Source organism: Kribbella sp. NPDC000426, assembly GCF_040300265.1.
GTDB lineage: Bacteria > Actinomycetota > Actinomycetes > Propionibacteriales > Kribbellaceae > Kribbella.
Genome location: NZ_JBEPDK010000005.1, coordinates 183829 through 210037 on the forward strand (window position 1 = coordinate 183829; position 26209 = coordinate 210037).

Annotated in this window: 32 protein-coding genes and 2 tRNA genes; 16 read left to right on the plus strand and 18 right to left on the minus strand. The window is 68.0% G+C overall.

What is annotated here, in order from left to right:
* Positions 1-12: 12 nt before the first annotated feature.
* Positions 13-438 (minus strand): Fur family transcriptional regulator, encoded by a 426-nt coding sequence (locus ABT313_RS24925; RefSeq protein ID WP_350858398.1) that lies wholly within the window; start codon positions 436-438, stop codon positions 13-15.
* 69 nt (positions 439-507) lie between these two features.
* On the minus strand, positions 508-1389 hold the full coding sequence (locus tag ABT313_RS24930) for an SDR family oxidoreductase (protein WP_350858401.1): 882 nt from the start codon (positions 1387-1389) through the stop codon (positions 508-510).
* Between the two features lie 83 nt (positions 1390-1472).
* On the opposite strand from ABT313_RS24930, the gene ABT313_RS24935 reads away from it, so the two are divergent.
* Positions 1473-2045 (plus strand): TetR/AcrR family transcriptional regulator, encoded by a 573-nt coding sequence (locus ABT313_RS24935; RefSeq protein ID WP_350858403.1) that lies wholly within the window; start codon positions 1473-1475, stop codon positions 2043-2045.
* Between the two features lie 45 nt (positions 2046-2090).
* Here ABT313_RS24935 and ABT313_RS24940 read toward each other — a convergent pair whose 3' ends face one another.
* Positions 2091-2783, minus strand: a complete 693-nt coding sequence (locus tag ABT313_RS24940; protein WP_350858405.1) for a hypothetical protein — start codon at positions 2781-2783, stop codon at positions 2091-2093.
* Between the two features lie 113 nt (positions 2784-2896).
* On the opposite strand from ABT313_RS24940, the gene ABT313_RS24945 reads away from it, so the two are divergent.
* On the plus strand, positions 2897-3499 hold the full coding sequence (locus tag ABT313_RS24945) for a TetR/AcrR family transcriptional regulator (protein ID WP_350858408.1): 603 nt from the start codon (positions 2897-2899) through the stop codon (positions 3497-3499).
* Between the two features lie 233 nt (positions 3500-3732).
* Here the strand turns inward: ABT313_RS24945 and ABT313_RS24950 are convergent.
* From ABT313_RS24950 to ABT313_RS24985, 8 genes are all read right to left on the minus strand, one after another.
* Positions 3733-3805: transfer RNA gene (locus ABT313_RS24950), tRNA-Ala, on the minus strand.
* Between the two features lie 86 nt (positions 3806-3891).
* Positions 3892-4677 carry a divisome protein SepX/GlpR gene (gene sepX, locus ABT313_RS24955; protein WP_350858411.1) on the minus strand — a complete coding sequence of 262 codons (786 nt, stop codon included), beginning with the start codon at positions 4675-4677 and terminating at the stop codon, positions 3892-3894.
* Between the two features lie 97 nt (positions 4678-4774).
* Complete coding sequence (locus ABT313_RS24960) at positions 4775-5392, minus strand: GNAT family N-acetyltransferase (protein ID WP_350858413.1); 618 nt, start codon at positions 5390-5392, stop codon at positions 4775-4777.
* The gene (locus tag ABT313_RS24965) at positions 5392-5880 is read right to left on the minus strand and encodes a MogA/MoaB family molybdenum cofactor biosynthesis protein (protein ID WP_350858416.1); all 489 of its coding nucleotides are present in this window, start codon (positions 5878-5880) and stop codon (positions 5392-5394) included. The genes ABT313_RS24960 and ABT313_RS24965 overlap by 1 nt, the downstream gene beginning before the upstream one ends.
* Entirely contained in the window at positions 5877-6359 is a 483-nt protein-coding gene (gene moaC / locus ABT313_RS24970; protein ID WP_350858419.1) for a cyclic pyranopterin monophosphate synthase MoaC, read from the minus strand. The genes ABT313_RS24965 and moaC overlap by 4 nt, the downstream gene beginning before the upstream one ends.
* Positions 6356-7579 carry a molybdotransferase-like divisome protein Glp gene (gene glp / locus ABT313_RS24975; protein ID WP_350858421.1) on the minus strand — a complete coding sequence of 408 codons (1224 nt, stop codon included), beginning with the start codon at positions 7577-7579 and terminating at the stop codon, positions 6356-6358. The genes moaC and glp overlap by 4 nt, the downstream gene beginning before the upstream one ends.
* Positions 7580-7589: 10 nt before the next feature.
* Entirely contained in the window at positions 7590-8060 is a 471-nt protein-coding gene (locus ABT313_RS24980; protein WP_350858424.1) for a GNAT family N-acetyltransferase, read from the minus strand.
* 18 nt (positions 8061-8078) lie between these two features.
* Entirely contained in the window at positions 8079-9467 is a 1389-nt protein-coding gene (locus tag ABT313_RS24985; RefSeq protein WP_350858427.1) for a UTP--glucose-1-phosphate uridylyltransferase, read from the minus strand.
* A 65-nt stretch (positions 9468-9532) separates the two neighbouring features.
* Here ABT313_RS24985 and ABT313_RS24990 point away from each other — a divergent pair, with 65 nt between their 5' ends.
* Genes ABT313_RS24990 through ABT313_RS25000 form a run of 3 tightly spaced genes read left to right on the plus strand, consistent with a single transcriptional unit; the run spans position 9533 to position 12052 of the window.
* The gene (locus tag ABT313_RS24990) at positions 9533-10093 is read left to right on the plus strand and encodes a 5-formyltetrahydrofolate cyclo-ligase (RefSeq protein ID WP_350858430.1); all 561 of its coding nucleotides are present in this window, start codon (positions 9533-9535) and stop codon (positions 10091-10093) included.
* Positions 10086-10994 carry an aminoglycoside phosphotransferase family protein gene (locus ABT313_RS24995; protein WP_350858433.1) on the plus strand — a complete coding sequence of 303 codons (909 nt, stop codon included), beginning with the start codon at positions 10086-10088 and terminating at the stop codon, positions 10992-10994. The genes ABT313_RS24990 and ABT313_RS24995 overlap by 8 nt, the downstream gene beginning before the upstream one ends.
* Positions 10994-12052 (plus strand): serine hydrolase domain-containing protein, encoded by a 1059-nt coding sequence (locus ABT313_RS25000; protein ID WP_350858436.1) that lies wholly within the window; start codon positions 10994-10996, stop codon positions 12050-12052. The genes ABT313_RS24995 and ABT313_RS25000 overlap by 1 nt, the downstream gene beginning before the upstream one ends.
* A gap of 7 nt (positions 12053-12059) precedes the next feature.
* Here ABT313_RS25000 and ABT313_RS25005 read toward each other — a convergent pair whose 3' ends face one another.
* Positions 12060-14600: a penicillin acylase family protein gene (locus ABT313_RS25005; RefSeq protein ID WP_350858439.1), complete on the minus strand. Its 2541-nt coding sequence runs from the start codon at positions 14598-14600 to the stop codon at positions 12060-12062.
* A gap of 78 nt (positions 14601-14678) precedes the next feature.
* Between ABT313_RS25005 and ABT313_RS25010 the strand changes: the two genes are divergently transcribed.
* The 4 genes from ABT313_RS25010 (at position 14679) to mscL (ending at position 16738) form a co-directional block, all read left to right on the plus strand.
* A complete protein-coding gene (locus ABT313_RS25010; RefSeq protein ID WP_350858442.1) occupies positions 14679-15140 on the plus strand; it encodes a DUF1203 domain-containing protein in 462 nt (153 codons plus the stop codon).
* A gap of 77 nt (positions 15141-15217) precedes the next feature.
* On the plus strand, positions 15218-15550 hold the full coding sequence (locus tag ABT313_RS25015; RefSeq protein WP_350858445.1) for an FmdB family zinc ribbon protein: 333 nt from the start codon (positions 15218-15220) through the stop codon (positions 15548-15550).
* A 55-nt stretch (positions 15551-15605) separates the two neighbouring features.
* The gene (locus tag ABT313_RS25020; protein WP_350858449.1) at positions 15606-16223 is read left to right on the plus strand and encodes a CpaB family protein; all 618 of its coding nucleotides are present in this window, start codon (positions 15606-15608) and stop codon (positions 16221-16223) included.
* Positions 16224-16327: 104 nt separating this feature from the next.
* A complete protein-coding gene (mscL, locus tag ABT313_RS25025) occupies positions 16328-16738 on the plus strand; it encodes a large conductance mechanosensitive channel protein MscL (protein ID WP_350858452.1) in 411 nt (136 codons plus the stop codon).
* Between the two features lie 33 nt (positions 16739-16771).
* On the opposite strand, the gene ABT313_RS25030 is transcribed toward mscL, so the two are convergent.
* The 3 genes from ABT313_RS25030 to ABT313_RS25040 are packed head-to-tail and all read right to left on the minus strand — an operon-like array spanning position 16772 to position 18088.
* A complete protein-coding gene (locus ABT313_RS25030) occupies positions 16772-17308 on the minus strand; it encodes a GNAT family N-acetyltransferase (protein WP_350858455.1) in 537 nt (178 codons plus the stop codon).
* A 10-nt stretch (positions 17309-17318) separates the two neighbouring features.
* Positions 17319-17951 (minus strand): alpha/beta fold hydrolase, encoded by a 633-nt coding sequence (locus ABT313_RS25035; protein ID WP_350858458.1) that lies wholly within the window; start codon positions 17949-17951, stop codon positions 17319-17321.
* The gene (locus ABT313_RS25040; protein WP_350858461.1) at positions 17948-18088 is read right to left on the minus strand and encodes a hypothetical protein; all 141 of its coding nucleotides are present in this window, start codon (positions 18086-18088) and stop codon (positions 17948-17950) included. Before ABT313_RS25040 ends, ABT313_RS25035 begins: the two co-directional genes overlap by 4 nt.
* Before the next feature lie 213 nt (positions 18089-18301).
* On the opposite strand from ABT313_RS25040, the gene ABT313_RS25045 reads away from it, so the two are divergent.
* The 6 genes from ABT313_RS25045 to ABT313_RS25070 all read left to right on the plus strand — a co-directional run bounded on the left by ABT313_RS25045 (position 18302) and on the right by ABT313_RS25070 (position 23007).
* Complete coding sequence (locus tag ABT313_RS25045) at positions 18302-18907, plus strand: hypothetical protein (RefSeq protein WP_350858463.1); 606 nt, start codon at positions 18302-18304, stop codon at positions 18905-18907.
* A gap of 129 nt (positions 18908-19036) precedes the next feature.
* On the plus strand, positions 19037-20338 hold the full coding sequence (locus ABT313_RS25050; RefSeq protein ID WP_350858466.1) for an alpha/beta hydrolase: 1302 nt from the start codon (positions 19037-19039) through the stop codon (positions 20336-20338).
* A gap of 92 nt (positions 20339-20430) precedes the next feature.
* Positions 20431-20925, plus strand: coding sequence for a SigE family RNA polymerase sigma factor (locus ABT313_RS25055; RefSeq protein WP_350858469.1), 495 nt, complete (start codon positions 20431-20433; stop codon positions 20923-20925).
* Positions 20922-21527, plus strand: a complete 606-nt coding sequence (locus ABT313_RS25060) for an META domain-containing protein (RefSeq protein ID WP_350858472.1) — start codon at positions 20922-20924, stop codon at positions 21525-21527. Before ABT313_RS25055 ends, ABT313_RS25060 begins: the two co-directional genes overlap by 4 nt.
* A gap of 93 nt (positions 21528-21620) precedes the next feature.
* The gene (locus ABT313_RS25065) at positions 21621-22910 is read left to right on the plus strand and encodes a chymotrypsin family serine protease (RefSeq protein ID WP_350858475.1); all 1290 of its coding nucleotides are present in this window, start codon (positions 21621-21623) and stop codon (positions 22908-22910) included.
* A gap of 24 nt (positions 22911-22934) precedes the next feature.
* Positions 22935-23007 (plus strand) — tRNA-Arg (locus tag ABT313_RS25070).
* 17 nt (positions 23008-23024) lie between these two features.
* On the opposite strand, the gene ABT313_RS25075 is transcribed toward ABT313_RS25070, so the two are convergent.
* The gene (locus ABT313_RS25075; RefSeq protein ID WP_350858478.1) at positions 23025-24047 is read right to left on the minus strand and encodes a sigma-70 family RNA polymerase sigma factor; all 1023 of its coding nucleotides are present in this window, start codon (positions 24045-24047) and stop codon (positions 23025-23027) included.
* Between the two features lie 154 nt (positions 24048-24201).
* Between ABT313_RS25075 and ABT313_RS25080 the strand changes: the two genes are divergently transcribed.
* Complete coding sequence (locus ABT313_RS25080) at positions 24202-24801, plus strand: dihydrofolate reductase family protein (RefSeq protein WP_350858481.1); 600 nt, start codon at positions 24202-24204, stop codon at positions 24799-24801.
* A 59-nt stretch (positions 24802-24860) separates the two neighbouring features.
* Here the strand turns inward: ABT313_RS25080 and ABT313_RS25085 are convergent, their stop codons facing one another.
* Positions 24861-25520 carry a phosphatase PAP2 family protein gene (locus ABT313_RS25085; protein WP_350858484.1) on the minus strand — a complete coding sequence of 220 codons (660 nt, stop codon included), beginning with the start codon at positions 25518-25520 and terminating at the stop codon, positions 24861-24863.
* On the minus strand, positions 25457-26182 hold the full coding sequence (locus tag ABT313_RS25090) for a phosphatase PAP2 family protein (protein WP_350858487.1): 726 nt from the start codon (positions 26180-26182) through the stop codon (positions 25457-25459). The genes ABT313_RS25085 and ABT313_RS25090 overlap by 64 nt, the downstream gene beginning before the upstream one ends.
* Positions 26183-26209: the final 27 nt, after the last annotated feature.

Consider the following 26209-nt stretch of genomic DNA (forward strand, 5'->3'; position numbering starts at 1 on the left):
TTCAAAGACAGGTCAGGTACGGCGTGAGCAGTCGGCGCACAGCCCCCAATAGATGACCTCGGCCTCGTCGATGACGAACCCGTTGTCCTCGGACGCGGTCAGACAGGGCGCGTGCCCGACCGCACAGTCGACGTCGGTGATGGCTCCGCACGAGCGGCAGACCGCGTGGTGATGGTTGTCTCCCACGCGCGACTCGTACCGCGCCACCGACCCCAACGGCTGGATCCGCCGCACCAGGCCCGCCGCCGTCAACGTGTGCAGCGAGTCGTACACGGCCTGGTGCGACGCCTGGGGCAATTCGTTGCGCACGGCACCGATAATCGAGTCCGTGTCCGCATGCGGATGCTCGTACACCGCGGCCAGCACTGCCACCCGCGGCCGAGTCACCCGCAACGAAGCCCCACGCAACAACCCCTGGAGCTCATCCACCGTCGGCACGACGCAGAGTCTTCCCCGTTTTCTGGAACGAGTCAAGATTAGCTGACGCGATTCTCAACCTGAGACAACTCAGGCCTGAAGGTTCTCCAAATCCGCCAGCAGATTCGGGTGCTCAGGCTTCCAGCCGAGCGCATCCCGGGTGTGCGCGCTGGACGAAGGCTGGTCGGTCGCGAAGATCGGACCGAGAGGACCGTACGTCTCCTCCGGCACAGACTCGACCGGCAGGCCGAGGCGCCGGCCGATCACCGCGGCGATGTCGCGTACGGCGTCGCCCTCGTCGTCCACCGCGTGCCACGCCGTCCCGGCCGGCGCGTTCTCCAGCACCAAGCGGAACAGCACGGCTGCATCAAGCGCATGCACAGCCGGCCACCGCTGCGTGCCATCACCGGGATAACCGGACACACCAGTCCGCCGAGCGATCTCGGTCAACAAGCCGGCGAACCCACCGGTCCCCTGGTTGTGGACAGTCCGAGGCATCCGTACGGCGGCACTCCGCACCCCACGCTCCGCCAGCCCCAGCACGCCCATCACAGACCGCCCGCGCCCGCCGACCGGCCCGTCAAGGGGCAGCGGATCCTCCTCCGTGGACGGCCGCCCCGCCACCCACGGCGTACCCGACACCGTCACCAGCGGACGGCCACTCCCGACCAACGCCTCTCCCAGCACCCCGAGCGCAGCCGCCTCCTCCGCAACCCCCGCCGCCAACGCCTCCGGACTGCTGAAGTCGTTGCTAAAGGCAAGGTGAATGACACCGCCGGACTCAGCGGCACCGGCTCGGAGCACGTCCAGATCGGCAAGACCTCCGCGAACGACCGCCGCACCGGCCTCCGCCAGTGCCGAGGCGCCGGCGTCGGACCGCGCGAGCGCGAGCACGCCATGCCCGTTGTCGAGCAGTTCGCGAACAACAGCCGAGCCGATCAGCCCGCTTCCACCCGTGATGAATACCTGCATCAGACGCTCCTCAGCGTGATGGGACCTTTGTCCCATCACAGTAGCACTGACGAGACAAAGGTCCCATCACCTACAATCGACCCATGGCCCGATGGCAACCCGGCGCGCGCGAACGACTGGTCCTGGCCGCAGTGGACCTCTTCGCCGACCAGGGCTACGACGCGACCACGGTCGCCCAGATCGCCGAGAAGGCCGGCGTCACCAAGAGCACCTTCTTCCGCCACTTCCCCGACAAACGCGAACTCCTGGTGGCCGGCCAGGAAACCCTCTGCCGCCTGCTGATCGAGGGCATCGCCGAGGCCCCGGAGGACGCAAGCCCGCTCGATGCGACTGCAGCCGGGCTCGAGCGCGCCTCGAACGCGATGGGCCCGATGAACCGCGAGCTCGGCCCGCGCCTGAAGGCAGCGATCGCCGCCAGCACCGAACTCCAGGAGCGCGACGCGCTGAAGAGCGTCAGCCTCGCCCAGGCCATGACCGATGCGCTGCTAGCGCGCGACGTACCGGACCCGCTCGCCCACCTCGCCGCCGAACTCGGCGTCCTCGCCTTCAAACGCGGCTATGCGACGTGGATGGAACTCGACCACGACGACGACGGCCTGGCGCCCCACGTGCTGGCCGCGCTCGCGGATCTCCGCACGGCCAGCGCTTCGCTCTGACGAGAGGTGCCTGAGGCAGGTCCTTGCCTCAGGCACCTTTTGGTGTCAGCCGGCCGCGGCCGGGACCGGGGCTTGCCTTGGCTGCGCGACAACCGCAGTACGGCGGGAACTGCGGAGGATGCTGATGCTCACGGCAAGGGTCCACCAGCTCCACAGTGCGCCCATGCTGGCCGTCGTACCCCAGCCCTGCGCGCTGTAGAAGTTCGCCGGGTCGTCGCCGAAGTACAGCGCCGGGACGAAGGCGAGGTTGATCGCCGCGAGCACGAACGCCGACCAGCCGACCCACTTCGGCAGCAGCCGCAACCGGTAGACGACGATCCCGAGCGCGATCAGGAACAGCCCCATCAGCAGCCGCGAGATCAGCCCCTGCATCAGGTACTGCGCTCCCGCGAACGGGCCCTCCTTCGTGGTGTCGATGTCGTGGTCGGTGACGATCGCGGCGCCGGCCTCCATCGACTGCGGCACGAACACCATCGCCACCCAGAGCAGACCAGCCGTCTGGATCACGCCGGCGATCCAGTCCGACGCGACGTCGACCTGATGGATCAATTGGCGCAGGCCGGTGAAGAACAGGATGTAGAACACGCAGCCCACGATCCCGATCAGGCTGCGGGTCAGGATGTTCCAGTCCGGCGGGGCGCCGGAGTACACGAAGTACAGCGGCACCTGGACGACGATCAATGCGCTCGCGATGACCCCGAACAACCCCGCATACCTGCGAATCACGACTTCGGACACGGCAGATCCCCTCTCGAAGTTTGACGAGACGTCTCGTCTCACCACGAGACGGTAAGTCTCGCCAGAGGCCACTGTCAAGACACAACGTCTCGTCTCGTGTAAACTCCGGACGTATGGCGACACCCTCAACACCCGCGCCCCGTTCGGCGCCGAACCCCGACCGGCGAAGCGAACGCGCCCGCCAGGCAATCCTGGACGCAGCGCTAGAGCTGTGCGGTGAGCAGCTCTACGCCGGCCTCACCATGGAGGGCATCGCCAAACGAGCCGGCGTAGGCAAACAGACCATCTACCGCTGGTGGCCCTCGAAGGCGGCCATCCTCCTGGAAGCAATCGAGGAACGCGGCCGCAGCACCCTCGACTTCCCCGACACCGGCAACCTCGAAGCCGATCTCCGCACCCAGATGACCCAGGTAGCCGAAGCCTTCGCCAGCCCCATGTTCGCCGCCTACAGCAAGGGCCTGATAGCCGCCGCCCAAAGCGACCAAGACATAGCCAAAGCAGTAGTAGAGAACATCATCAACCCCCGAGTAGCCCTCTGCACAGAACGCCTGACCAAAGCCCAAGCAGCAGGCGAACTCCGCCAAGACATAGACCTGGCAGACCTGGTAGAGCTCCTCTACGCCCCCCTCTACTACCGCCTACTCCTACACACAAGACCAGTAACGAAGTCCCAGGTAGACACAATCCTGACCCTGGCCCTAAACGGCGCCAAGTAACCCAGCCCCAACAGGTGAGCAACCCACAAACCCGACCCAACAGGTGAGCAACCGGCAACCCGACCCAACAGGTGAGTGCCCAGCAAACCCAACCCAGGAGCCGAGCGCAGCGAAGGCAAAAGGGGGTGCGGGTGGCGGAGCCCCCGCTCCGCGGCGAGCGAAGCGAAGCCGCACAAATGACGAGGGCGACCCGGCCGACGCTTTCCGTCGGCACGACTCGCCCATCGCGCTCGTGGAGCTGAGGGGATTCGAACCCCTGGCCTCTTCGTTGCGAACGAAGCGCGCTACCAACTGCGCCACAGCCCCGAGCTGGTCGCCTTGGTTTCCCTGGCGACCGCGAAACTCTAACACGGCTATGGTCGCCGGATGAAACCGAGGTTGTCCAGCGGGTTTCAGTCGCCGACGGCCCGCTTCACCTCGGGTTCTTCGACGGTTTGCGGGGCGACGGTTTCGGCGACGTCCGGCTTCTCGGCGGGGTCCGTGGTACGGGCACTGGAGAAGACTTCGTCGTCGGTGAGGGAGATCGTACGGACCGTCCGGTCGGGCGCCTTCTCCTTGAGGACGTACGTCGGCAGCGTCACCGGCACCGGGTCCCAGAGGCCTTCGGCAGCAGGCTTTTCGGCGGGCTTGGCGGGTGCAGGCGTGTCGGGGAGCTTGACCTCGATCGTCATCTCCTCGTCGGGTGACGGCGCGGGTTTGCCGGCCGGGCCGCGGTCGTGCTGGGCCTGAACGCGCGTACGTCGCTCGGCCGCGAGACGCGCACGTGTCCGCGCCTGCCGCCGCAGCTGCACCCGGGTGAGTACGACGAAGCCGAGGATCGCCGCGCCGGGGATCGCGACGGACCACCACGGCACCATGGCGAGACCGGCGAGCGCGACGACCGACAGCAGGGAAAGGGTCAGGATCGACAGCACCCGCCGACGGCGCATTGCGGCCACCCGGCGGGCTCGGTTCGGAACGTACCGCTTGGGCGGCGACGGGTCGTCGGCGGCGGTCGCGCCGGCCGGGCGAACGACGTACCGGGGTCGCGACGGGTCGCGGGAAAGTACCCGCGCTTCGGCGGATGACGGCACGACTGGTTGCCGCCGCGCCTCGTCGCCCCGCTTCAGCCACATCGGGACGAGGTAGGCGGCCCACGCGGCGACGATCGCCACATAGATCAGCCCTGTCGTCCCCATGCGACGACGCTAAGGGGCGGCGGGGGCCAGATGACGTACGTGGGACGGTGTGTCGCAAGAAGACTCGTGTGACTGATGTGAATAGCACGCAGGGTAGTCATTGCAATCGCGCTACGAGACCGGGCCCGACCTCTTCGAGGTTGAGGGCGAAGATGCGGTGGTCGCGCCAGTCGCCGTCGATGTGCAGGAACCGCGGCCGCTCGCCTTCGTACCGGAAGCCGAGCTTCTCCACCACGCGCAGACTTGCCTTGTTCTCCGGGCGGATCGCGACTTCGATCCGGTGCAGGCCGAGGGTGAACCAGCAGTGGTCGGCGGCCATGGCAACAGCTGTGGGGACGATGCCGCGACCGGCGTACTGCTCGTCGACCCAGTAGCCGAGGTTGGCCCAGCGCGCCGATCCGTACGTGATGCCCGACACCGTGAGCTGTCCGACCAGGGGCCACTTCGACCGCGCCCCGACGCCCGCGGCACCGCCGTACGTGATGACGAACGGGAGCATGCGTCCGTACCGCGCCTGCCGGTTCCAGTCACGTGCCATGGCGCGGAAGGTGCGCGCGCCGTCCTCGGCACCGGGCGGCTGGGTGGCGTCCCAGGGCCGTAGCCAGCTGACGTTCCGCTGGCGTGCAGCAGCCCACTCTCCGCCGTCGCCTGCGCGTAAGGGCCGCAGTCCGACCTGTCCGTGCTGCAGCTCGACAGGCCAGTGCACGATTGCCATCAGTCGGTGTCCGTCCGCACGTGGTCCCCGCCGTGCAACTGGTCGACCGCGTGCCGCAGCAACGGTTCCAGTACGGCGAGCCCGTCCTTGACGCCACCACGTGAGCCAGGCAGGTTCACGACGAGGGTGCTTCCCACGACACCAGCGACCCCGCGGGACAGGGCGGCGGTCGCTACACCCTTGGCGATTCCGTAGGCCCGGATAGCTTCGGCAATACCTGGCGCGGGCTTCTCGATCAGGCCCGCTGTGTACTCCGGTGTCTCGTCGGTCGGCGACAGCCCAGTGCCGCCGGTCGTCAGAACCACGTCGTACGACGCCTCGACGGCAGCCTCCAACGCCGCACCGAGCGGAGCGCCGTCCGGAACGACCTGCGGCCCGGACACCTCGAAGCCCCACGACTCCAAGGCCGCAGCGATCAACGGACCAGTGGTGTCGGTGTAGACGCCCGCGGCCGCGCGGTTCGAGACGCTGACGACGAGGGCTCTCACGGCCGCTCCCAGTGCCCGGTCTTGCCGCCTTCTTTCAACTCCACCCGCACGTCGGACAACACAGCTGCCGGGTCCAGCGCCTTCACCATGTCGATGACAGCGAGCCCGGCAACTGCGACAGCAGTCAGCGCCTCCATCTCGACACCGGTGCGGTCGGTCGTCTTCACCTGCGCCCGGATGAGTACAGCGTCGTCCGCCACCTCGAGGTCGACCTTGGCGCCGGTGATCGCGATCGGATGGCACAGCGGCACCAGGTCCGGCGTCCGCTTCGCGCCCATGATCCCGGCGATCCGCGCGACGCCGAGCGCATCACCCTTCGGTACGCCGTCACCGCGCAGCGCGGCCACCACCTCGGCCGACACCAGAACCTTGCCGCTGGCAACGGCCCGCCGGACGGACGCGTCCTTGGCCGACACGTCGACCATCCGCGCGGCCCCGGTCTCGTCGACATGGGTCAGCCCGGCAGGCGGTTCGGTCATCCGGTCTCCTCTAACAACATCAGCTCAACTTGATCGCCGGCCCGGACTGCGGTCACGTCCTCGGGCACCACGATCAGTGCGTTCGCGCGGCTCAACCCGCCGAGCAGGTGCGAGCCGTGCCCGCCGACTGTACTGGCCATCCAGCCCTCGTCGCCGGAGGTGGCCGTGGCGCGGACGAACTGCCGCCGTCCCGGGGGTGAGCTGAACCCGTCCAGCGTGATGCCCGGGACCAGTGCGCGCCGGTACGGCATCTGCCCCATCATCTTGCGCAGTGCGGGCCGTACGAACACCTCGAACGACACGTACGCCGACACCGGGTTGCCCGGCAGCGTGAAGATCGGCACCTCGTCCTCACCGATCACACCGAACCCCTGCGGCTTCCCCGGCTGCATCGCGACCTGCGGGAAGTCGACAGTGCCCAGCTTGGACAGCTCCTCCTTCACCACGTCGTACGCACCCATGCTGACGCCACCTGTGGTGATGACCAGGTCTGCACGCACCAACTGGTCGGAGAGCGTGTCCATGATCCGTTTGGGGTCGTCGTCGACGATGCCGACTCGGTAGACCACAGCTCCGGCGTCCCGAGCACACGCGGCCATGGTGTAGCTGTTCGAGTCGTAGATCTGCCCGTCGCCCAGCCGGCTCCCCGGTTCGCGCAGCTCAGCACCGGTCGAGATCACGACGACCCGCGGTCGCGGACGGGCCTTCACCCGCGCACGGCCGACAGCAGCAAGTACGGCGATCTGCCGCGCCCCCAGGATCGTGTCGCGGTCCAGCACCTGCACCCCAGCGGTCACGTCCTCGCCTGCATGCCGCACCGAACCACCGACCGGCGGCTGCTGGGTGATGCGCACGTTGACCGTCCCGCCGTCGGTCCACTCGACCGGTACGACGCTGTCGGCGCCCCGTGGCATCGGTGCGCCGGTCATGATCCGCACGCAGGTGCCGGGGGTCACCACGATCGGCTCGCTCCGGCCGGCCCGGAACTCCCCGACGACCGGCAGGGCGATCGGGTTCTCGTCAGAGGCGCCGGCCAGGTCACCGGCCTGGACGGCGTACCCGTCCATGGCCGAGTTGTCGAACCCGGGCAGACTCACCCCCGAGACGATGTCCTCACACAGCACCAAACCGACCGCGTCCATCAGCGGCTGGTCGAACGCGGGCAGAGGCGTTACCCGCCCGAGCACAGCCTCCAGATGCTCATCCACACTCCGTCTCACGAGCCTGACCCTAATCCACACCCTCCGGGTGGTTGCCCCAGGTCATCCGGACGTCGGGTGCGCGTTCCTCATTGGCAGTGCCATCGGTACGGCGTACCTCGACGAAGCCATGGGCCTTGTAGAAGGACTGGGCCCGGGTGTTGGTCTGGAACGTCCACAGCGCCAGACCGCCCGGGCGGAGGTCCTTGGCGAGGTCCACGAGGGTCGATCCGATGCCCTGACCGGCCGCCTCCGGTACGACGTACAGCTGGTCGAGGTCGTCGCCGTCGAGGGTGAGTACTGCGACGATCCGGTCGTCGTCGAGCGCCACCCAGGTCTGCGCGTCCGGCAGCAGCACGTCCGCGAACCAGGTCGCCACCTCCGCGGCGGTGTGGATCGCGGGCGGCAGCTGTGAGCCGTCAGCGTGCCGCGAGCGCCACCAGACCGCGGCGGCCTCGTCCGTGTCGGACGGCTCCAACGGCCTGATCAGCAGGTCGTCCATCGCACTCCCCCGCAGCGTTCAGCTGCTCAGTTCGGTCCCGTCCGGGATGACCCGGCGCTCGCCGGCCGGCGCCTCCACCTCGACGTCCCCGACCACCACCACATCCTTGCCGAAGGCAACATCGCCGCGGACCTCGAGCCGGTCGGCGCGGACCAGCGACGGCGGCCCGGCCGGGAAGCGGGTGTCGAAGTCGGCGAGGATCTTGAAATAGTCCGGGTCCAGGTCGACGTACGGCTCGTCGCCCTCGTGCGTCGTGGTCAGGTCGCCGGCCTCGTCCAGCTCGTAGACGTCGGAGCGCAGTACGAGCAGGTCGTTGGTGGTCTTCACCGGCTTGAACCGGCTGCGGTCCACGATCACCGCCTGCGAGCCTTCGAAGGTCTCGATCGCCGTACCCATCGCGGTCTCGAGCTGGATCACCTTCGACGACGACGGGTCGGCCGGGTCGACGGTCTTACGGTTGACGATGATCGGCAGGCCGAGGATCCCGTCGTGGCCGGCCATCAGCTCGGCGAGCCGGTCCAGGTCGATCCACAGGTTGTTGGTGTTGAACGTCTTGTGCCGGGTGATGTCCTGGAAGTACTGGCTGTCCTCGTCGGCGACCTGGGCGCTGTCGCGCAGGATCAGCCGGCCGTCGGACTTGCGGACCGCGACGTGGCCGCCCTTGCGGTCGGAGCGGGTGCGCCGGCAGACCTCCATACCAAACGGTACGGTATGTTCCGCCATCCAGGCGGCGATCCGCGGATCCGGCGTCGCGCCGAGGTTGTCGGCGTTCGAGATGAACGCGTGCCGGAAGCCGTGCTCGCGCAGCGCATCAAGGGTGCCGGAGGCAACCAACGCGGTATACAGGTCGCCGTGCCCGGGCGGGCACCAGGCCAGCTCCGGGTCCGGCTCCCACTCGGCCGGCGTCAGGTCGTCGGCGAGCAGCTTCGGCTCCATGTTCTGCATGAAGTCGAGCGGCAGGCCGTCGATCGCGAGGCCGTCGTACTCGCTCAGGATCTGCAGCGACTCGGTCTTGGTGCGGAACGAGTTCATCAGCACCAGCGGCAGCGGTACGTCGTACTTGCGCCGGGTGCTCAGGATCTGGCGGGCGATGATGTCGAGGAAGCTCAGCCCGTCCTTGACCGGCAGCGCCGACTTCGGGCCGGTGACGCCCATCGACGTACCGAGACCGCCGTTGAGCTTGATGACAACCGTCTCGGCGAGCGCGGCACGCATCGCCTCCGGGTCGGTGTCCAGGTGATCGAGATGCGGCAACTCGCCGACCGGTTCGATGTCGGCCTCGTGGATCTTCCCCTGCTGCCCTGACTCGAGCAGCCGGTAGTAGTGCGTGAAGACGCGTATTGCAACGTCGGCAGCACCGGCTGCACGCATCTTCTCCTGCGCTTGTCTGAGACCCACCTCACCCATGCACCAACCCTAGGGGACAGCCACCAATCCGAGTGTTGCCCGCGTCACCCTCATACGATCAGTGCGTGTTTCAGTCGAAGGCCACGGCGCGGCAGCATTTCCTCGGTACCCGGGAGCGGCGCGCCCATGCGGAAGGGCTGCTGACCTGCGCGAAGCAGGTGCTGCCCGACGTCCACCGGGTCGCTCTGTACGTGTCGATGGGCCCGGAGCCGCAGACCGGTGCGCTGATCGACTGGCTGCTCGCCACCGACCGCGAGGTGCTGCTGCCGATCCTGTACGCCGACAACGACCTCGGCTGGGGCATCGCACCCGGTGCGGCCGACCTGGTGCCGGGTCGGCTCGGCCTGTCGGAGCCCCCGATCGACCTGGGCTCGGACGCCATTGCCACCGCCGATCTGGTCATCTGCCCCGCCGTGGCCGTCGCCCGCGACGGCGTACGCCTCGGCCGCGGCGGCGGCTCGTACGACCGAGCACTCGCCCGCCTCCGCCCTGGTACGCCGGTCTGGGCCGCCGTGTACGACGCCGACATCGTGGATGCCCTCCCGTCCGACGCGCACGACCACCCGGTGGATGCCGCGCTCACCCCAACTCGCTTGATCCCCTTGCGAAGATCAGGAGATGACTGAGACCGCGGTCGAAGCCGCAGCCACAGCCGCCCGCTCCCTCGGCCTGACGGTCACCGATCCTCTGGTGCTCTACACGGCCTTCTCAACGGTCGTTCACCTACAGCCGTCGCCAGTGGTCGCACGGGTGCCGATGAACCTCCCCGACGGCCTGAAGGAGCCAGAGCCCGCCGGACGCCGGCAGCAGCGTGAACTGGACGTCGTTGCCTGGCTGGCTGAGCAGGGCGTACCTGTGGTTCAGCCGACTCCCCTGGTGCCGCTGAGGCCAGTGGAGCAGGACGGGCTGTCCATGACCTTCTGGACGTACGTGGAAGTGGATAAGGCGGCCGAGCCCGACTACTTCGCCGCCACCGCCCGAGTGACCGAGCTACACGCCCAGCTCGCGGAGTACCCCGGTGAGCTGGCTTGGATGACCCCGCTGCGGCTGATCGGCCCCGGTCTTGCGGCGGCCGAGGCTGTGCCCGGACTGCTCGAGCAGGACGACGTTGACCGGGCACGCGCCGAGTGGAAGGTGCTGGAGCCCGTCCTGACCAGCCGGGCGGGCTTCGAGGCCGTCTTCCCGTCAGCCACCGTGCAGCCGATCCATGGCGACGCCCCGTCGTGGAATCTGATCACCACCGTCGACGGGCCGCTCTGGGCCGACTTCGAGGACGCGACGCTCGGACCCATCGAGTGGGACGTCGCCGGTTTCGGCCCCGACCTCTGCCGGGCGTACGACGCGGAGGCCCGGACCCGCGGCTTGCCGACACTCGACCCGAAGATCCAGCAGGTGATGGACCTGGCCCGCGCCCTACAGGTCCTCGTCTGCGTCCCGCTGGTCCCGCAGATGCCGGCTCTGGCTGACGGGATCCGGATGTTCGCGACGCAGTGGCGTGAAGTGCCGTTCGCTGGTGGACTGAGCTGATGTTTCAGACGTACGTCGACAGCGGCGTAGTCCCCGGACTCATCAGCCTCACCAGCCGCGGCGACGAGACCCGCGTCGAGGTACTCGGCAGAACGGCGTACGACGGGCCGGAGGTGCAGCGGGACAGCCTGTTCCGGGTGTCGTCGTTCACCAAGTCGATCGTCGCAGCCGCGACCATGATCCTGGTCGACGAGCTCAGGCTGTCCATGGACGCACCAGTTGCCGACCTTCTGCCGGAGCTGGCGCATCCCGTCGTGCTGCGGCGGCCGGACGGACCCCTGGACGACACGGTGCCGGCGGAGCGGCCGGTCACGGCGCGGGATCTGCTGACGTTCCGGCTCGGGCTGGGCGAGTCGGACAACCCGGCGCTGCGGCAGCGTGAGGAGGAGCTGGACCTCCACACGTTCGGTCCGCCCGTACCGCGGACCGCGTTGGAGCCGGACGAGTGGATGCGGCGGCTGGCCACACTGCCGCTGCAGTACCAGCCCGGTGAGCAGTGGCTGTACTCGACGGGCTCGCACGTGCTCGGCGTACTGATCGCGCGGGTTGCCGGTCAGCCGCTGGAGGAGTTCCTGCGCGAGCGGATCTTCGAGCCACTCGGGATGCGCGACACCGGGTTCACCGCAGTAGATCCTGCCCGGCTGACCACGGCGTACGTCGGGGACGACGTACTGGACCCGGCCGCGGGCAGCCAGTGGCTGACGCCGCCTTCGTTCCCTGACGCCAGTGGTGGGCTGGTGTCGACCGTCGACGACTTCCATGCGTTCACGCGAGCGCTACTGCACGGTGGTCTGCTGTCTCCAGCTGCGGTCGCGGAGATGACGACCGATCAGCTCACCCCGGCACAGCGAGAGGCAGCCAGCGGCTTCCTCGGCCCGGACACCGGCTGGGGGTACGGCGTGTCCGTCGGCGGTGGCCGGTACGGCTGGGCGGGCGGACTGGGCTCGCTGTGGTCGACCACTCCCGCAGACGGAACCATCTCGATCCTGCTGACCCAGCGGGCGCTCTGGACCTGGCCGGAGGAACTGTTCGCCGAGGCCAGCGCGCCCGCTTGGTGACAGCTAGCTAGCGGTCCGGCTTGGTGAAGGTCAGCGAGTGCTTGCGGGTCGCCTCGACGGCGCCCTTCGTGAAGGCCCACTGCAGCGTCTGGCCCTTGACCCACAGCTTGGTCTGATCGACGTAGTTGGACGAGAACGCATGTCCGGACACGCCGGTCAGGTTGATCCAGCGGGACTGGTCGAAGTCCGACAGGTCGACGACCATCCGCATCGACGGGGTCGCGGTCACGTCGTATCCCTCGGCCGCGTCCCAGGCCGTCGCGTCGACGATCGACGTACCGCCGCCGAGCTCGTAGGGGCCGCGGTTGAAGATCTTCTCGACCAGTCCGATCCCCGACTTGCCCAGGGTCTGGTTTGTGAGCGTGAGCTTGTGCAGCTTGCCCCACTGCCAGTTGACGGGCTCACGGGCCATCTTCTGGGTGATCTCGGTCCGCGCGTTGACCAGGGCCTCGCGCAGGATGTCGTCGCGGCTCTCCTTCTGCGGCGTGCCGATGTTGTCCCACCAGCCGCTGTTCGGCTGACCGAGCAGGTTGTGGACGACCTCGAACCAGCGTGAGCCGCCGTCCGGCCAGGTGCCCTCCGGGAGCTGGTCGTGGAACGTCAGCGCGAGCAGGTTGCGCCAGACCACGTTGAAGTATGCGGCCGCGGCGGAGTCCGGCGGCTGGGTGAAGTCCCAGTTCCGCAGGGTGTCCTGGCCCTGCTTGTCGAACGAGTCGTCGATGCTGATCCGGAGCAGGTACGGCACCAGCATCTCGGCGATCTTGCTCTTGGTGTCCAGCTGGATCGACGCCATCGCGTTCGCGTCCAGCTTGCCGGCCGCCTTGATCCGGTCGAGGATCTCCTGACTTCGGTAGCCGTAGTCCCAGGTGTTCGACAGGTAGTAGGAGTACGTGTTCGGCACTACTGCCTGGTTGGCCGTGACGATGATCCCGCTCGGTGGATCGAACTGGGTCGGCAGCGCATCGAAGGGTATGTATCCCTTCCAGTAGTACTTCGGGTCCCAACCGGGCACGGGCCAGTCACCGCGGCCCGTGGCGCGGATCGGGATCAGCCCGGGCGACTGGTAGCCGATGTGGCCGTCGGTGTCGGCGTACACCAGGTTCTGCGAGGGGACCTGGAACTGCTCCGCGGCGACGCGGAACTCGGTCCAGTTCTGCGCGGTGTTGATCGCGAACAGCGCGTCGGCGGTCTTGCCCGGCTTCAGCGCGGTCCACTGCAGTGCGACGCCGTACGCCGTCGGGTACTTCGCCTGCGCGGCGGCCTGCTCGCCGGCCTTGCGCTCGTCCTCACCGACGTCCGAGATGAGCGGACCGTGCCGGGTCTCGCGGACCGTGATCTTCACCGGCTTGTCCTCGCCGGCCACCTTGAACGTCTCCTCGCGGGTGGCCATCGCACGCCACTTGTTGTTGTAGAGGACGTTGTTGCCGTCGATGCGCTCCAGGTACAGGTCCTGGACGTCCGGGTCGAGGTTGGTGAAGCCCCAGGAGATCGCGTTGTTGTGGCCGATCACCACACCGGGCAGACCGGAGAAGCTGAAGCCGGAGACGTCGAACGGGCAGGCCTTGCCGACGTTGTTGCAGTGCAGGCCGACCTGCGTCCAGATGCCCGGCATGGTCGCGCCCAGGTGCGGGTCGTTGGCCAGCAGCGGCTTGCCGGTCGTGGTGTGGTCACCGGAGACCACCCAGGAGTTCGAACCGACGCCGTCACCCTGGCCGAGCAGCTCAGGCAGGCCCTTGGCGACGCTCTGCACGGAATCGAGTGACTTGAGCAGGTCCTGGGTCAGCATGCCGCGCCGCAGCTCGGGGCTGACCGCCGCAGTGGTGAACTTGCCGTCCGTGCCGATCGAGCCGCTGGACAGGATCGGCTGGTTCCGGTCGTACGGGTACTGCGGGTAGAGGCTCTCGATGTTGCGGGCCGGGAAGGCGGCCAGCAGCTTGGTCCGGGTGATCTCCTCGTCGAGGTTGCCGCCGAGGTCCCACGCCATCGCCTTGAGCCAGGACAGCGAGTCCGCCGCGGTCCACGGCTCCGGGGTGTAGTTCTTCGGGCCGCCGGGCTGCAGGGACAGTACGCCGTACTCCAGGCTGAGGCCGGAGCCGCTGTGCGTCGACAGGTACGAGTTGACGCCGCGGGCGTAGTCGTCAAGGTACTCGCGGGTGCTCGGGCTCAGCAGCGGCAGCTCCTGCTCGGCGACGCGCCGCCAGCCGAGGGTCCGGACGAACTTGTCGGTCTCGAGCGCGTCCTTGCCGAAGAGCTCGCTCAGCCGGCCGGCGGTGACGTGCCGGCGGAAGTCCATCTCGAAGAACCGGTCCTGAGCGGCCACGTACCCCTGGGCGGCGAACAGGTCGGCCGGGGTGTCGGCGTAGATCTGCGGGATCCCGTTCGCGTCCCGGACCACGTTGACGTCGCCGTCGAGGCCGTTCAGCTCGATCGTTCCGTCGTACGACGGGAACGAGTGGCGGACGACGAAGATCACGGTCCCGGCGATCACCACGAGGACCGTGGCGAGGGCGATTCCGCTGATGACGACGAGTCGAAGCAGGCGAGGCACGGACCAACCGTAGAGAATCCCCCCGCACACCCCAAATGGGGTCCCTCACAACTTTGCGTTGCTCTGCGTTCCCTCGACATGAACGCAGAGTTGAGGTATGAGGCCGTACCGGATTCCGAGCTGGACCGCATTCGCTGCAACAACTTCGACGATTTCGGAAACGCCGTCGTTTCCCGTACGTCGGGAGGCGGCGAGCCGCTGCGCTGTTGCCTGACCGTCGCCGGCGCCGGTGAGCAGATCGCACTGGTCGCCCACCGGCCGACGGAATCCGGCGGCCCGTACGCCGAGGTCGGGCCGGTCTTCGTGCACGTGGTGGACTGCTCAGGGCCGGCCGAGGGGTTCCCGATCGACTTCCGGGACCGGCAGGCGGTGCTGCGGCCGTACGACGCGGCGGGTCAGATGCTGGACGGTGTTGTCGCAGAGCCTGGGACGAGCGAAACGGAGCTCAAACGACTGTTCGAGGACCCGGCGGTGGACACCGTTCAGGTGCGCAACGTGGTGGCCGGTTGCTGGAACTTCACGGTGCGCCGACAGGGCTGAGTTGGAATACTTCGGGCCGCTGGCGCATTATTAGCAGTCGGGTAGTAGGAGTGCCAGCGGCTTGAAGGGATCCGACCGTGCCGACGTACCAGTACCAGTGCACCGACTGTGGTGAAGCGCTCGAGGTGCGCCAGAGCTTCACGGACGATGCTCTGACCGTGTGCCCGAACTGCCAGGGCAACCTGCGCAAGGTCTTCAACGCCGTGGGCGTCGTGTTCAAGGGCTCCGGCTTCTACCGGACCGACAGCCGCTCGTCCGGCAAGGGTTCCGTGCCGGCGAAGTCCGAGTCGTCGTCCTCGTCGAGCTCCAGCTCGTCGTCCTCTTCGTCGTCCGAGTCTTCCAAGTCCTCGTCGACCTCGAAGGACTCCTCGTCGGGCAGCTCGTCGTCCTCGAGCACCAGCGCCGCCTGATTTTTCCCTGTGGACAACCGGTAGGGAGGCCGGAGAAGCTCGTATCTTCTCCGGCATGAAAATCCCTTCCCTGCTTCGTGATCTGATCCGTGCCGCGCGCTGGCACCGTCGACTCCTGGCCGGCGTTGCCGCCGCGGCCGCTGTGTACTTCGGCCTTCTCGCCCTCTCCCCTTCTCCACCGCCGACCGTCGCGGTGCTGACCGCCGCACGCGATCTGACCGGCGGAGCCGTGCCCGCGCCCGACGACCTGCGGACCGTCGGCCTACCACCGGGCGCAGTGCCTTCCGGTGCCCTCAGACCCGGCGCCGATCTGACCGCGCGACTGCTGAGCGGCCCGGTCAGAGCCGGCGAGACACTCACCGACGCCAGATTCCTGGCGCCACCGGCCGTGCCATCCGGCTCGCTCGCCTATCCGTTCCGCGTCGACGACGCCGATATCAGCGCACTCCTCCGAGTCGGCGACCACATCAATCTGTACGCCGCCTCGAGCACGACCGCCGATGCCGCGAGCCTGCTCGCCCGAAGTGTCGCTGTGGTCGCCTTGCCGGCGGCGCGTTCGGCCACCGCCGGCGCGCTGATCGTGGTCGCGACAACGCCGCAGATCGCCGGCCGACTGGCCCAGGCCAGTTCGAATTCACGCATCACTGTGGCGCTGACACCCGACACCAGCTGATCACCCAGTGAACATGTGGTTGCACGATGCGTTGCCGTGCGGCGCGGTCCCTCGCTCTCGCAAGGCCGCAGCCCTAGGTTTCTCGGGTACAAACCACCCGCTTCGTGGAGGCAACCCACATGCTCAAGGGCTTCAAGGAATTCATCATGCGCGGGAACGTCGTCGACCTCGCGGTCGCCGTCGTCATCGGCGCAGCGTTCGGCGCGATCGTCCAGGCGGTCGTCGCGAACTTCATCAACCCGCTGGTCGCGGCGATCTTCGGCAAGGCGGACGCCAGCAAACTGTTCTTCTTCAAGATCAACGGCGCCGAGTTCCACATCGGCGTGATCGTGCAGGCGGCGCTGAACTTCCTGTTTGTCGCCATCGCGGTTTACTTCTTCATCGTGATGCCGCTCAACAAGCTCGCCGAGCGTCGCAAGCGCGGCCTGGAGCCGGAGCCGGAGACGACCCCGCTCACCACCGACCAGGAGCTGCTGACCGAGATCCGTGACCTGCTCCGCACCCGCCAGCCGTAAGGAGCCGCATCAAGCAGGTGGGCGCATCCAACCTCAGCCCCTGAGCTCGCCGGCGTCCACCTGCTCACCGGTCTCGAATTCACCAGGCTCCAGTTCGCCGCTGTAGCGCATCCAGCGGTACGGGACCGGTTGGCCGTCGTTCCACTCCTCCATCAAAGCGGCGGGGACATCGACGAAGCCGCTGCCGTGATACGCGCGGATCGCGGCCGCATTCTCCGGACGCACCCGCAGGAAGACCTCCGAGTACCCGGCGTCCAGCGCCGGCCCGAGCAGTGCCCGCACGAGTTCGCCGCCGACCCCACGCCCCCGGAGCTCCGGGTCCACGATGATCCGGGCGAGCTCGACCTCGTCCTCCTCGTCGTCCAGCCAGATCTCGCCGTAGCCGACCGGCTGATCGCCGTCGAACAACAGATAGGAGTGGATGTCCTCCTCGACCGTCCGCCAGCTCGTCAGCAGATCCTCCAGGAAGGGGTACTCCACCCGCCCGGACAGCAATGCCACTTCCTTCGCATCCGACGCCCAGCTCGCGACCTGGACGCCGTGCTCGTCGGAAAACCCCCGAAGCTCCACGCTCTCCCCCTCAGTTGACGAACTCCACGATCGTTCGCACCAGCTGATCCAGGGACTGCGGGTTGTTCCGGAAGGCGGGCGTCGGCGGTTCCGGACACCCGGCCAGCTCACGACTCCCCCGGATCGACTCCAACAGCGCGTCGACCGTCTTCCGCTGATGCGACGGATTCTCCGGTACCGACGGCAGCACCGCCACCCGAATACGTGTCAGCGCCGCAAGTTCCTGGTCCGTCACACCACGCAGAATGCCGCCGTCGAGCAGCTTGTCCGCCGCATCGGGCGAGCAGCCGCGGGACACCAGTCCAGCCCGGGCGCGTTCGTTCGCGGTGGCGTCGTCACCGGTCGCGGGCCAGGCCAGCAGCAGACGGTCGACCAGCTCAGGAAACTTCAGCGCCAGCAGCACCGCGACGGTACACCCATTGGAGGCGCCAACGATTCCTACCGGCCCGGCACGTTTCGCCAGTTGTTCACCGAGAGCCTCGACCTCGATGTCCCACCCACTCGCACACTGCGGCCGGTCCGGCGCGAGCACGTCAACGCCGTACGACGTGAGTCCCTCGAGGATCCCCGTCGTACCCCAGAAGGCGGTTGCGTCCATGGCTTCCCAGAGGCCGCCGTGGACGAGCAACGCGGTCGCCGTCATCCGTGGTGCGGGGGGACCTCGTTCAGGATGCGCTCGTCGTCGTCGCTGCCGAAGTCGTTGTCACCCCAGGACCGCGGGTCGTCGTCGCGGGTCTGGTCGGGCAGCAGCGGCTCGTCGTCTTCGTACGGGCTCGTCATGCCTCCAGATTACCGAGTCGCCGGGGCGCTCCGGGAGTGAATTCCCCCGGGAGTGATACTCGCAACCAGCGCGTGGACGTTACAGGTCTGCCTCGGTTGCCGCACGATCCGGCGGCGTGACCGGAACGACGCGCCGCCGTGATGTTCTGGCACGCATGACGTGACGCCGTTCCAGCATCATGGGTGACCTTGCCAACCCGGAAGGACCGAGTCGTGAGTGCATTACGGACACGGGGCCTGATCGGTGCGACGCTCGTCGTGGCTGTTCTCGGTGTTGCCGCCGCCTGCGGTAACGAGAACGCCACCTCTCCGCCCGCCGCCCAGCCCACGGACACGCCGACCACCCCCGGCACCCCCACGCCGTCAGCCACCCCCAGCGGCACACCCAGCACCGACTGCCCCGAGACCATCGCGGCCGTCCGCGCCGCCGCCGACAAGGCGGTCTGGGGTCAGGGCGCGGCCACCTCACTGTTCCACCCTGTCAGCGTGACGATCTGCCAGTTCGACGCCGAGGCGTCCGGGCAGGACTACGCGAACGTCACCACGAAGCGCAGCGGCAAACAGGCGACCGACCTGTTCGCCCTGGTGAACGCGGCGAAACCCGTCGCGAAGAAGCCGAGCATCTGCACCAAGGAACTCGGCCCGACCTATGTCCTGCGGTTCACCGACAACGACCGCGGCGTGCTGTCGATCACGGCCGAGGCCTTCGGCTGTCGCCGGCTGGTGGCGACCTCGCTGGACGGCCAGGGCAAGCCGGGCACCCTGCCGGCGCCGCGCCAGGTATCCGCCGAGCTGATCAAGTCACTCGGCCTCCGCTGACCCCCCGCGCCGGACGCGCACCCCGAAGCCGTCCGAAGCGGGGTCAACCCGCGCCTGCCTTGCGGGTCCCTCCAGAGGTCGACCCGCGAGGCAGGTTGCGGCGGCCGGCGCGTTGCCGCACGCTGATGCATGCGAACGATCCGGCTGCTGTGTGCGCTGGTCCTCGCCTGCAGTGCCTGCTCGGCTCCCGCCGACGACAAGCCCTGCACAGCAGGGTTTACGTGTACGACATTGCACGTGCCGCTCGACCGTCAACGACCGGACGGTCCGTCGCTCGATCTCGCGGTCATCGCCGCGGACAACGTCGACGCACCGCGCGGCGTTCTCCTGCTCCTCACCGGTGGTCCGGGACAGCCCGGCGTACCGCTGCTGTCCGGTCTCAAGCGCAATGTGCATCCTGACGTGCTGCGCGAGTACCGCCTCGTCATGCTCGACCAACGCGGCACAGGTCCGAGCGGTATCAATTGCCCTTCATTACAAGAGACTGTGGGCGGCTCGGACTTCCTGACACCGCCGCCGGCCGCTGTCGACGAGTGCGCTCAGCGGATCGGCACAAGCCTCGGGTACTACGGCACGCCCGACACCGTCGACGACATCGAGCAGCTGCGCCAATCCCTCAAGGCGGACAAGCTGACGCTGGACGGTACGTCGTACGGGAGCTTCACCGCGGCGCAGTACGGCCTGAAGTATCCGGACCACGTGCAGTCGCTCGTGCTGGATTCCGTCGTACCGCACAAGGGCCTCGACCCGATGGGTGTCGATCTGATGGCCGCGACCGGGCCGGTGCTCGAAGCCGCGTGCCGTCAGGATCCGGCGTGTACGACGGATCCGGTGGCGGACCTGGCCTGGTTGGTGCAGCACGGCGTCAGCGGGACCGACCTGATGGAGACGCTGTCGGTCGCGAGCCTCAACTCGGTAAACCCAACGCTCAAAGGGATCCCGGCCACCCTGCACGCCGCGCGCAATGGCGACGACACCGGCCTGAAGGAGCTCTTCCAGCAAACCACCAGCAAAGGCCTCGCGTACGGCACCCTGTCGGCAGGCCTGCACATGGCTACCCTGTGCTCGGACCTCCGCTTCCCATGGTCCGGCAAGCCCGACCGCGAGACCGCCCTCAACGACGCGGTACGGCGGTTGGACCCGAAGCGGCTGTACCCGTACGACGTGGCGACCGCCCGCAGCCAGCTGATGATCCAGGGCTGCCTGCGCTGGCCGGCTGCCCGCGTGTCGACGTACCCGGCCGCACAGGAACTGCTGCCCCGCACGCTGATCCTGCACGGGAGCAACGACCTGTTCTGCCCACTGGACTGGTCCAGATGGGAACAGGCGCACTCACGGGACGCGAAGCTGGTCGCCATACCCGGCAGCGGGCACAGCGTGCAGCGCGATCCCCGCGGGCAGGAAGCGGTCAGGGCGTTCCTGCTGGACTAGAGATCGAACTGTGCGCGAACGGTTGCAGCACGTGGGCGGCTCGATGCGTCTAATAGGTGTGAGGAGTTGTACGCCCAGCCAGGGAGTGGCGCGTGGAGTTCGAGGAGTACGTATCCGCCCGTGGACAGGAACTGGTGCGGCTCGGGTTCACGGTCTCCGGCGACTACCAGCGAGCGGAGGACCTTGCGCAGATCGCGTTGATGCAGGCGTTCCGCTCGTGGCGGAAGGTGCGCAACGCGGACGATCCACACCACTACGTCCGGCGCATCCTGGTGAACGAGTTCCTCTCGATGACCCGGCGGCGTTCGTACAGCGAGGCGCCGACGGCCGAGATCGACCCGCAGGGCGCCGTGCCGGATCACGCCACGGACATCGCGAACTCCGACGACCTGTGGCGAGCGCTGGCCACCCTGTCCGCCCGGGAACGGGTCGTGCTGGTCCTGCGGTACTACCAGGACCTGGACGACCAGACGATCGCCGACGTGCTCGGCATCAAACCGTCCTCCGTGCGTGCGACCGCGAGCCGGGCGCTCGCCTCGCTCCGGGAATCAAGGAAGACCAACCGTGTCGATGAGAGGTTGTCGTGAGCAACACCGATCTCGAGGATGACCTGCGAGGTACCTTCGAACGCGCCGCCGCCTCGGTGCCGGAGTCCACCGGCCTGACCGAGCGCGCCACCACCGGCGCGCAGCGGGCGCAACGGCGTACGTGGATCGTCTCCGGCGCGGCCGCCGTCGCGGTCGCGGCGATCGCCGTCGCGGGCTTCGGGCTGGCCGGCTCGAACAACAAGCCCAGCCAGCCGCCGGTCGCGGGCGGGCAGGCGCCGGTCTCGGCAACCCCGACGCCACAGCCGCCGACCGCTCAGACGGTGTCGGGCACCTGGCGGCCGCTGCAGATGGCGGGTTTCAAGGCGCTGAAGGCTGCGCGGCCGAACGATCCGGTGCTGGTGTTCCGCGCCGACGGGACCTGGACGGGTTCGGACGGCTGCAACGGACTGCAGGGCACGTACAGCATCGGCCAGCGCGGCGCGTTCACGGCGACGTCCGGCCCACAGCACCTGATGGGCTGCGACAACGTGCCGCACACCGGCGTACTGAAGGCGGCTAAGCGGATCGCGATCGACGGCGACACGCTGCAGTTCTTCGACGCCGACGGGCGTGAACTTGCGAGTTACGCTCGCGCACGGTAGTCGCAATTGTTCGCGGAGGGTGAGCAACACTTGACGGAACGGAGTCCCTGACCGGACCATCGAGGGGTTTGGTCCACCGATCTGGGGAGCTTCGTGCGACTCTCTGCAACCGTCCCACTGGTCACACTCGGCTCAATCTCACTCTTCGCAGTCGTCCTCACCGCGCCCTCCTCGGGCGCGGTCGCGGGCGCCGCGGCGTGTTCCCACGCACAACCGAGTGCGAGCTCGACCGAGGCGAAGCGGCTGTCGCAGCCGACCTCTGCGTCCGATGCGCGGCCGCTCGGCGAGTCACTCGGCGACGGCATCTCCGCCGCGGTGAGTTCGCTCGAGCCGCTCGACGCGACCGGCCGGCCCACGTCCGGCCTGCCGTACGGGCTCAGCCAGGGCGTGATCGGCGTGGTCGGCTCGGCCACGACCGGGTACAAGGTCGTCGTCGACTCCGCGCGGCTCGACGCCAAGAAGTACCAGTCCGCGATGGCCCGCAACCTGCCCGCGGCCGGCAAGCAGATGGTCCGTGTGGAGCGCAGCTGCCGCTCGGCCCAGTCGATCGCCGACGCGTGGAACGCCGTCGGCGCCCGCGACTGGTCGCCCGACGCCGGCCGTACGACGTTCGCTGCGGACCTCGACCCGGTCACCGAGAACGTCGTCGTCGAGTACGACCAGGCGACCACCTCCCCCGCATCCCAGTCCGGTCTTCACGAGCTGTCCGGCGTACAGGTCGTTGCGGGATCGCTCGCGCGGACGACCCGGTTGAGCGACACCCCGAAGGGCGGCCACTGGGGCGGTGCGCGGATCACGTCCGCGCTGAAGAACTGCACCGCCGGCTTCTCCGTCGTACGGCGCTCCAACGGCCAACGCGGCACGGTGACAGCAGGCCACTGCGGTGCCGCCGGCACGGTGTGGAAGTCGGGCACCAACTACTACGGCACCACGACGCTCCGGACGAACTACCCGGACTACGACCAGTCGCTGGTCACCGGCAGCGCGTACGGCGCGAAGATCTGGACCGACGGCCCCGGCGACACCGTCAACACCCGCACGGTCACCGGCGGCGCCGACCCCGGCGTCGGCACGGTCGTCTGCCAGTCCGGCAGCTTCAGTACGTCGCTGTGCGGCCTCACCGTCCGTTCGAACTCGGCGAAGTACTGCGATACCGACGGCTGCACGACGTACGTCATGCGCGCCACCCGCGGTGGCCTGGTCGCCATCGTCGGCGGCGACTCCGGCGGCCCCGTCTACACCCGCCGCGGTACCAGCTCCGCCATCGTCCGCGGCATCGCCTTCGCCGGCGCCGGCTGCGCTGCCTCCCGCTGCACCACCCTCTACGCCGAACGCTACAAATCCATCACCGGCCACCTGGGCGTCACCGCCCTCACCGGCTGACCGCTAAGCTGTCCCCGCACGTGCGCCCCCGTAGCTCAGGGGATAGAGCGTCGGTTTCCTAAACCGTGCGTCGCAGGTTCGAATCCTGCCGGGGGCACTTTACGAACGCGCAGGTCACGGGCTTGGGGTTTGCTGCGTGGTCGGGAGGAATTGCGGTAGGCCGAAGATAGGCAGGATCGTTTCTTCGAAGCGGGTCATGGTGCTGATTTGGTCGCCGGCGAGCGTGATGGTGAAGAGGCCGACTCCGTGGGTGCCGGTGGGGGTGGGTCGGTAGACGCCGAATGCCGGCTGGCCGTTGGCTCGGGTCGGTACCAGTTCGAATCTGTCTACCGAGCCGAAAATGAAGGCGAAGAAGCGCGCGACGTTGTCTCGGCCCCGGTACTCCAGCGGCATCGGTGGCATCGACATGAAGACGTCGTCGGTCAACAGAGCCACCAATGCGTCGATGTCGGCGGCTTCGTAGGCGCTGACGAACTTCGCCACGATCGCGTCCTCGGCAGCGGAGTCGGCGGCAGGCGGTTGCTCTCGAGCAGCAATCTCCGGCAGCGGGCGCTGCAGTCCTGCACGCGCGCGTTTGAGGGCGCTCTTGACCGATTCGACGGTCGTATCCAGCATGTCGGCCACCTCGTCCGCGTGGAATCCGAGGACGTCGCGCAGGATGAGGACGGCGAGCTGGCGGGGCGGCAGGATCTGCAGGGCGGCTACGAAGGCCAGAGAAATGGATTCGGTTTGCTCGTAGCGCGCCTCCGGACCGAGCGGCACGGTGATCGCACCGTCCAGCAGGGCGTCGGGATAGGGCTCGAGCCAGTGGATCTCGCCGAGTCCGGTGGGCGCTGGTGGTTCGGTTCCCGGGATGTCCCACGGCTTGGCAGGACGTCGGCGTGCAGCGCGCAGCGTGTCGAGGCAGCGGTTGGTGGCGATGCGGTAGAGCCAGCTGCGCAACGAGGCGCGTCCGTGGAATCGATCGAGACCTCGCCAAGCGGCGAGCATCGTGTCCTGGAGAGCGTCTTCGGCGTCCTGAAACGATCCGAGCATCCGGTAGCAGTGCACCTGAAGCTCGCGGCGGTGCGGCTCGGTCAGCGCTCGGAATGCCTCTCCGTCGCCGGCCTGCGCCCTCGACATCAGGTCCGATCTCACCAACTCCACTCCCGCCACCGCTTTCCTTGTGTGCAGTCCCATCCGGTATGGACGCCGGCCGAGGCGCGAAGGGGTCGGTCGCGCAGCGCCTCCTTTCTGATGCCGTGACGTCTAAACCAGTGATAGCCGACAGCAGCGTCAAAGGAGCACGGAGATGGGAAAGATCGTCATCAGCTCAAATGTCACCCTCGATGGAGTGGTGCAGGACCCGGATGGTTCGGAGGGCTTCGAACGGGGTGGCTGGTTCCACCAGTTCGTGGGGAGCAAGGACCTCGAGGACTGGCAGGCCCGCGAGACGCAGGAGGCGCTGGGCGTCGACGCGCTGCTGCTGGGCGCGCGGAGCAGTGAGTGGTTCGCGTCCCGGATGGTGTCGGGCGTTGGCGCGGCCGTCCGCGTAAGCCCGGAGTGGGCGGACAGAATCAACAGCCTCCCCAAGTACGTCGTGTCGTCGAGTCTCGACGAACCCCAGTGGGCCAATGCCACGGTCCTGGCCGGCGACGCCGGAAAGGAGATCTCGGAGCTGAAACGGAAGGTGGATGGGGAGATCCTGGTCTACGGCAGCTATCAGCTGCAGCGCACGCTGATCGAACAGGACCTGGCCGATGAACTCCGGCTGGTGGTTTTCCCGGTCGTGCTGGGAACCGGCCGGCGTCTGTTCGACGAGACCAGCGACAAGAAGCCGCTGCACCTGATCAACACCCGAAAGATCGGTGACGGCCTGCTGTTCTACACCTACGAGTTCGTGCAGCGCTGACGGCTGTAGACGGGCGGCTGCGGCACGCAAGTGTGTCGCAAGTCCGACCCGTGGCGCCGTCAGCGGCGGGACTTGCGGTGGCGGTACCAGGCGTAGGCGAGTAGGGCGCAGATGGCGCCGTTGAGGAAGCCGGCGCCGACGTCGGTGACGTGGTGCATGCCGCGGTATAGGCGGGCGAAGGCCACCAGCAAGGGCATCGCGAGGCACAGGATCACGGTCGTCCAGCGCAGCCAGGGACGTTCGATGCCCAGGGCGAGGAGCGCGAACGCGACGTACAGGCCGGTCGACGCGCCGGTGTGGCCGCTGGGGTAGCTCGCCGTCGGGGGTGAGGCGTCGAGCTTGTCGACCTGGGGGCGGTCGCGGTCGACGACCTTGGCGGCGACCAGGAAGATCAGGCCCTGCATGGCGATCGCGATCGGTGCGACGAACGCGAGGCGCAGGTCCTGGGTTCGCCACAGCAGCAGAGAGGAGACGACGATACACACCGCGATCACGCCGGCGGTGTTGCCGATCTGGGACCACACTGCGGTGATCGTGTTCCAGGTCCCGGTTCGGTCGGCGGCGAGGTCGCGGTTGACTGATTCTTCGGCGTGGGAGATGCCGTCGAGCGGTCCCTTCAGCGCCAGCCCGATGCCGATGAGGAGTCCGGCCAGGGCTACGCCGGGTGCGACGGTCCTGGTGAGGAGATCGACGCCGTCTTGCCGATGAACCCGATCCATGAAGCGAACATAATGCCTAGACCGAGGATGTGCCCGGCGAGAATGTCGGACGGGAAGTGCGCACCGACGAAGAGCCGGTCCAATCCGACCATCACAGGCACCACGATCGCGAGTACGACGGCGACGCGCCGCCAGGCCGTGGTCAGCAGCGGCCAGAGCAGGAACACCATGACGCCGGCAGCCAGCGTGATGTTCAGGGTATGGCCGGAGGGGAACGAGTAGCCCTCGGCATGCGGCACCGGACCGTCGACCACCGGCCGGGCGCGCTGCGCGATCAGCTTGGAAATACCGCCGATCCCCCAGCCGACCATCATCGTGACGAACGCCCACAGCGCCCGCCCTCTGAGCTTCTTGGCCTTCCACACCCAGATCGCCACAGCGGTCGCCACGAGATACACGAAGACCGGCAGGAACGCGACCTGGATCACTGTCAGCATCGGCACCAGCCCATGACGAACGCTGAACCCGGTGGCCGCCCGGCTGGCCGCATCGTCGGCCCTGATCAACGGACCGAACTGCTGCCGCACCGCCAACCCCAAAAGCACCACGGGCAGCGCGAACGCCACCATCGCCAGGACACCACGGAACAACCGCCAACTCCGCGTCCGGACGACGGCCGTCGCATCTGCCCGCCGCGCCGTCATAGTCAACGTGTACCCCATCCAGCACAGAATCACGGCGAGCCAGGC

Coding starts and splice junctions, on each gene's coding strand:
- sepX (WP_350858411.1), bottom strand. CDS start 4,677: ATGGGGACGACAGGGCTGATCTATGTGGCGATCGTCGCCGCGTGGGCC.
- ABT313_RS25090 (WP_350858487.1), bottom strand. CDS start 26,182: ATGGGGTACACGTTGACTATGACGGCGCGGCGGGCAGATGCGACGGCC.
- ABT313_RS25085 (WP_350858484.1), bottom strand. CDS start 25,520: ATGGATCGGGTTCATCGGCAAGACGGCGTCGATCTCCTCACCAGGACC.
- moaC (WP_350858419.1), bottom strand. CDS start 6,359: ATGACCGAACCGCCTGCCGGGCTGACCCATGTCGACGAGACCGGGGCC.
- ABT313_RS25020 (WP_350858449.1), top strand. CDS start 15,606: ATGAAAATCCCTTCCCTGCTTCGTGATCTGATCCGTGCCGCGCGCTGG.
- ABT313_RS25035 (WP_350858458.1), bottom strand. CDS start 17,951: ATGACGGCGACCGCGTTGCTCGTCCACGGCGGCCTCTGGGAAGCCATG.
- ABT313_RS25000 (WP_350858436.1), top strand. CDS start 10,994: ATGTTTCAGACGTACGTCGACAGCGGCGTAGTCCCCGGACTCATCAGC.
- ABT313_RS24980 (WP_350858424.1), bottom strand. CDS start 8,060: ATGGACGACCTGCTGATCAGGCCGTTGGAGCCGTCCGACACGGACGAG.
- ABT313_RS25050 (WP_350858466.1), top strand. CDS start 19,037: ATGCGAACGATCCGGCTGCTGTGTGCGCTGGTCCTCGCCTGCAGTGCC.
- ABT313_RS24935 (WP_350858403.1), top strand. CDS start 1,473: ATGGCCCGATGGCAACCCGGCGCGCGCGAACGACTGGTCCTGGCCGCA.
- ABT313_RS24995 (WP_350858433.1), top strand. CDS start 10,086: ATGACTGAGACCGCGGTCGAAGCCGCAGCCACAGCCGCCCGCTCCCTC.
- ABT313_RS25080 (WP_350858481.1), top strand. CDS start 24,202: ATGGGAAAGATCGTCATCAGCTCAAATGTCACCCTCGATGGAGTGGTG.
- ABT313_RS25040 (WP_350858461.1), bottom strand. CDS start 18,088: ATGACGAGCCCGTACGAAGACGACGAGCCGCTGCTGCCCGACCAGACC.
- ABT313_RS24960 (WP_350858413.1), bottom strand. CDS start 5,392: ATGGCAATCGTGCACTGGCCTGTCGAGCTGCAGCACGGACAGGTCGGA.
- ABT313_RS25010 (WP_350858442.1), top strand. CDS start 14,679: ATGAACGCAGAGTTGAGGTATGAGGCCGTACCGGATTCCGAGCTGGAC.
- ABT313_RS24985 (WP_350858427.1), bottom strand. CDS start 9,467: ATGGGTGAGGTGGGTCTCAGACAAGCGCAGGAGAAGATGCGTGCAGCC.
- ABT313_RS24945 (WP_350858408.1), top strand. CDS start 2,897: ATGGCGACACCCTCAACACCCGCGCCCCGTTCGGCGCCGAACCCCGAC.
- ABT313_RS24930 (WP_350858401.1), bottom strand. CDS start 1,389: ATGCAGGTATTCATCACGGGTGGAAGCGGGCTGATCGGCTCGGCTGTT.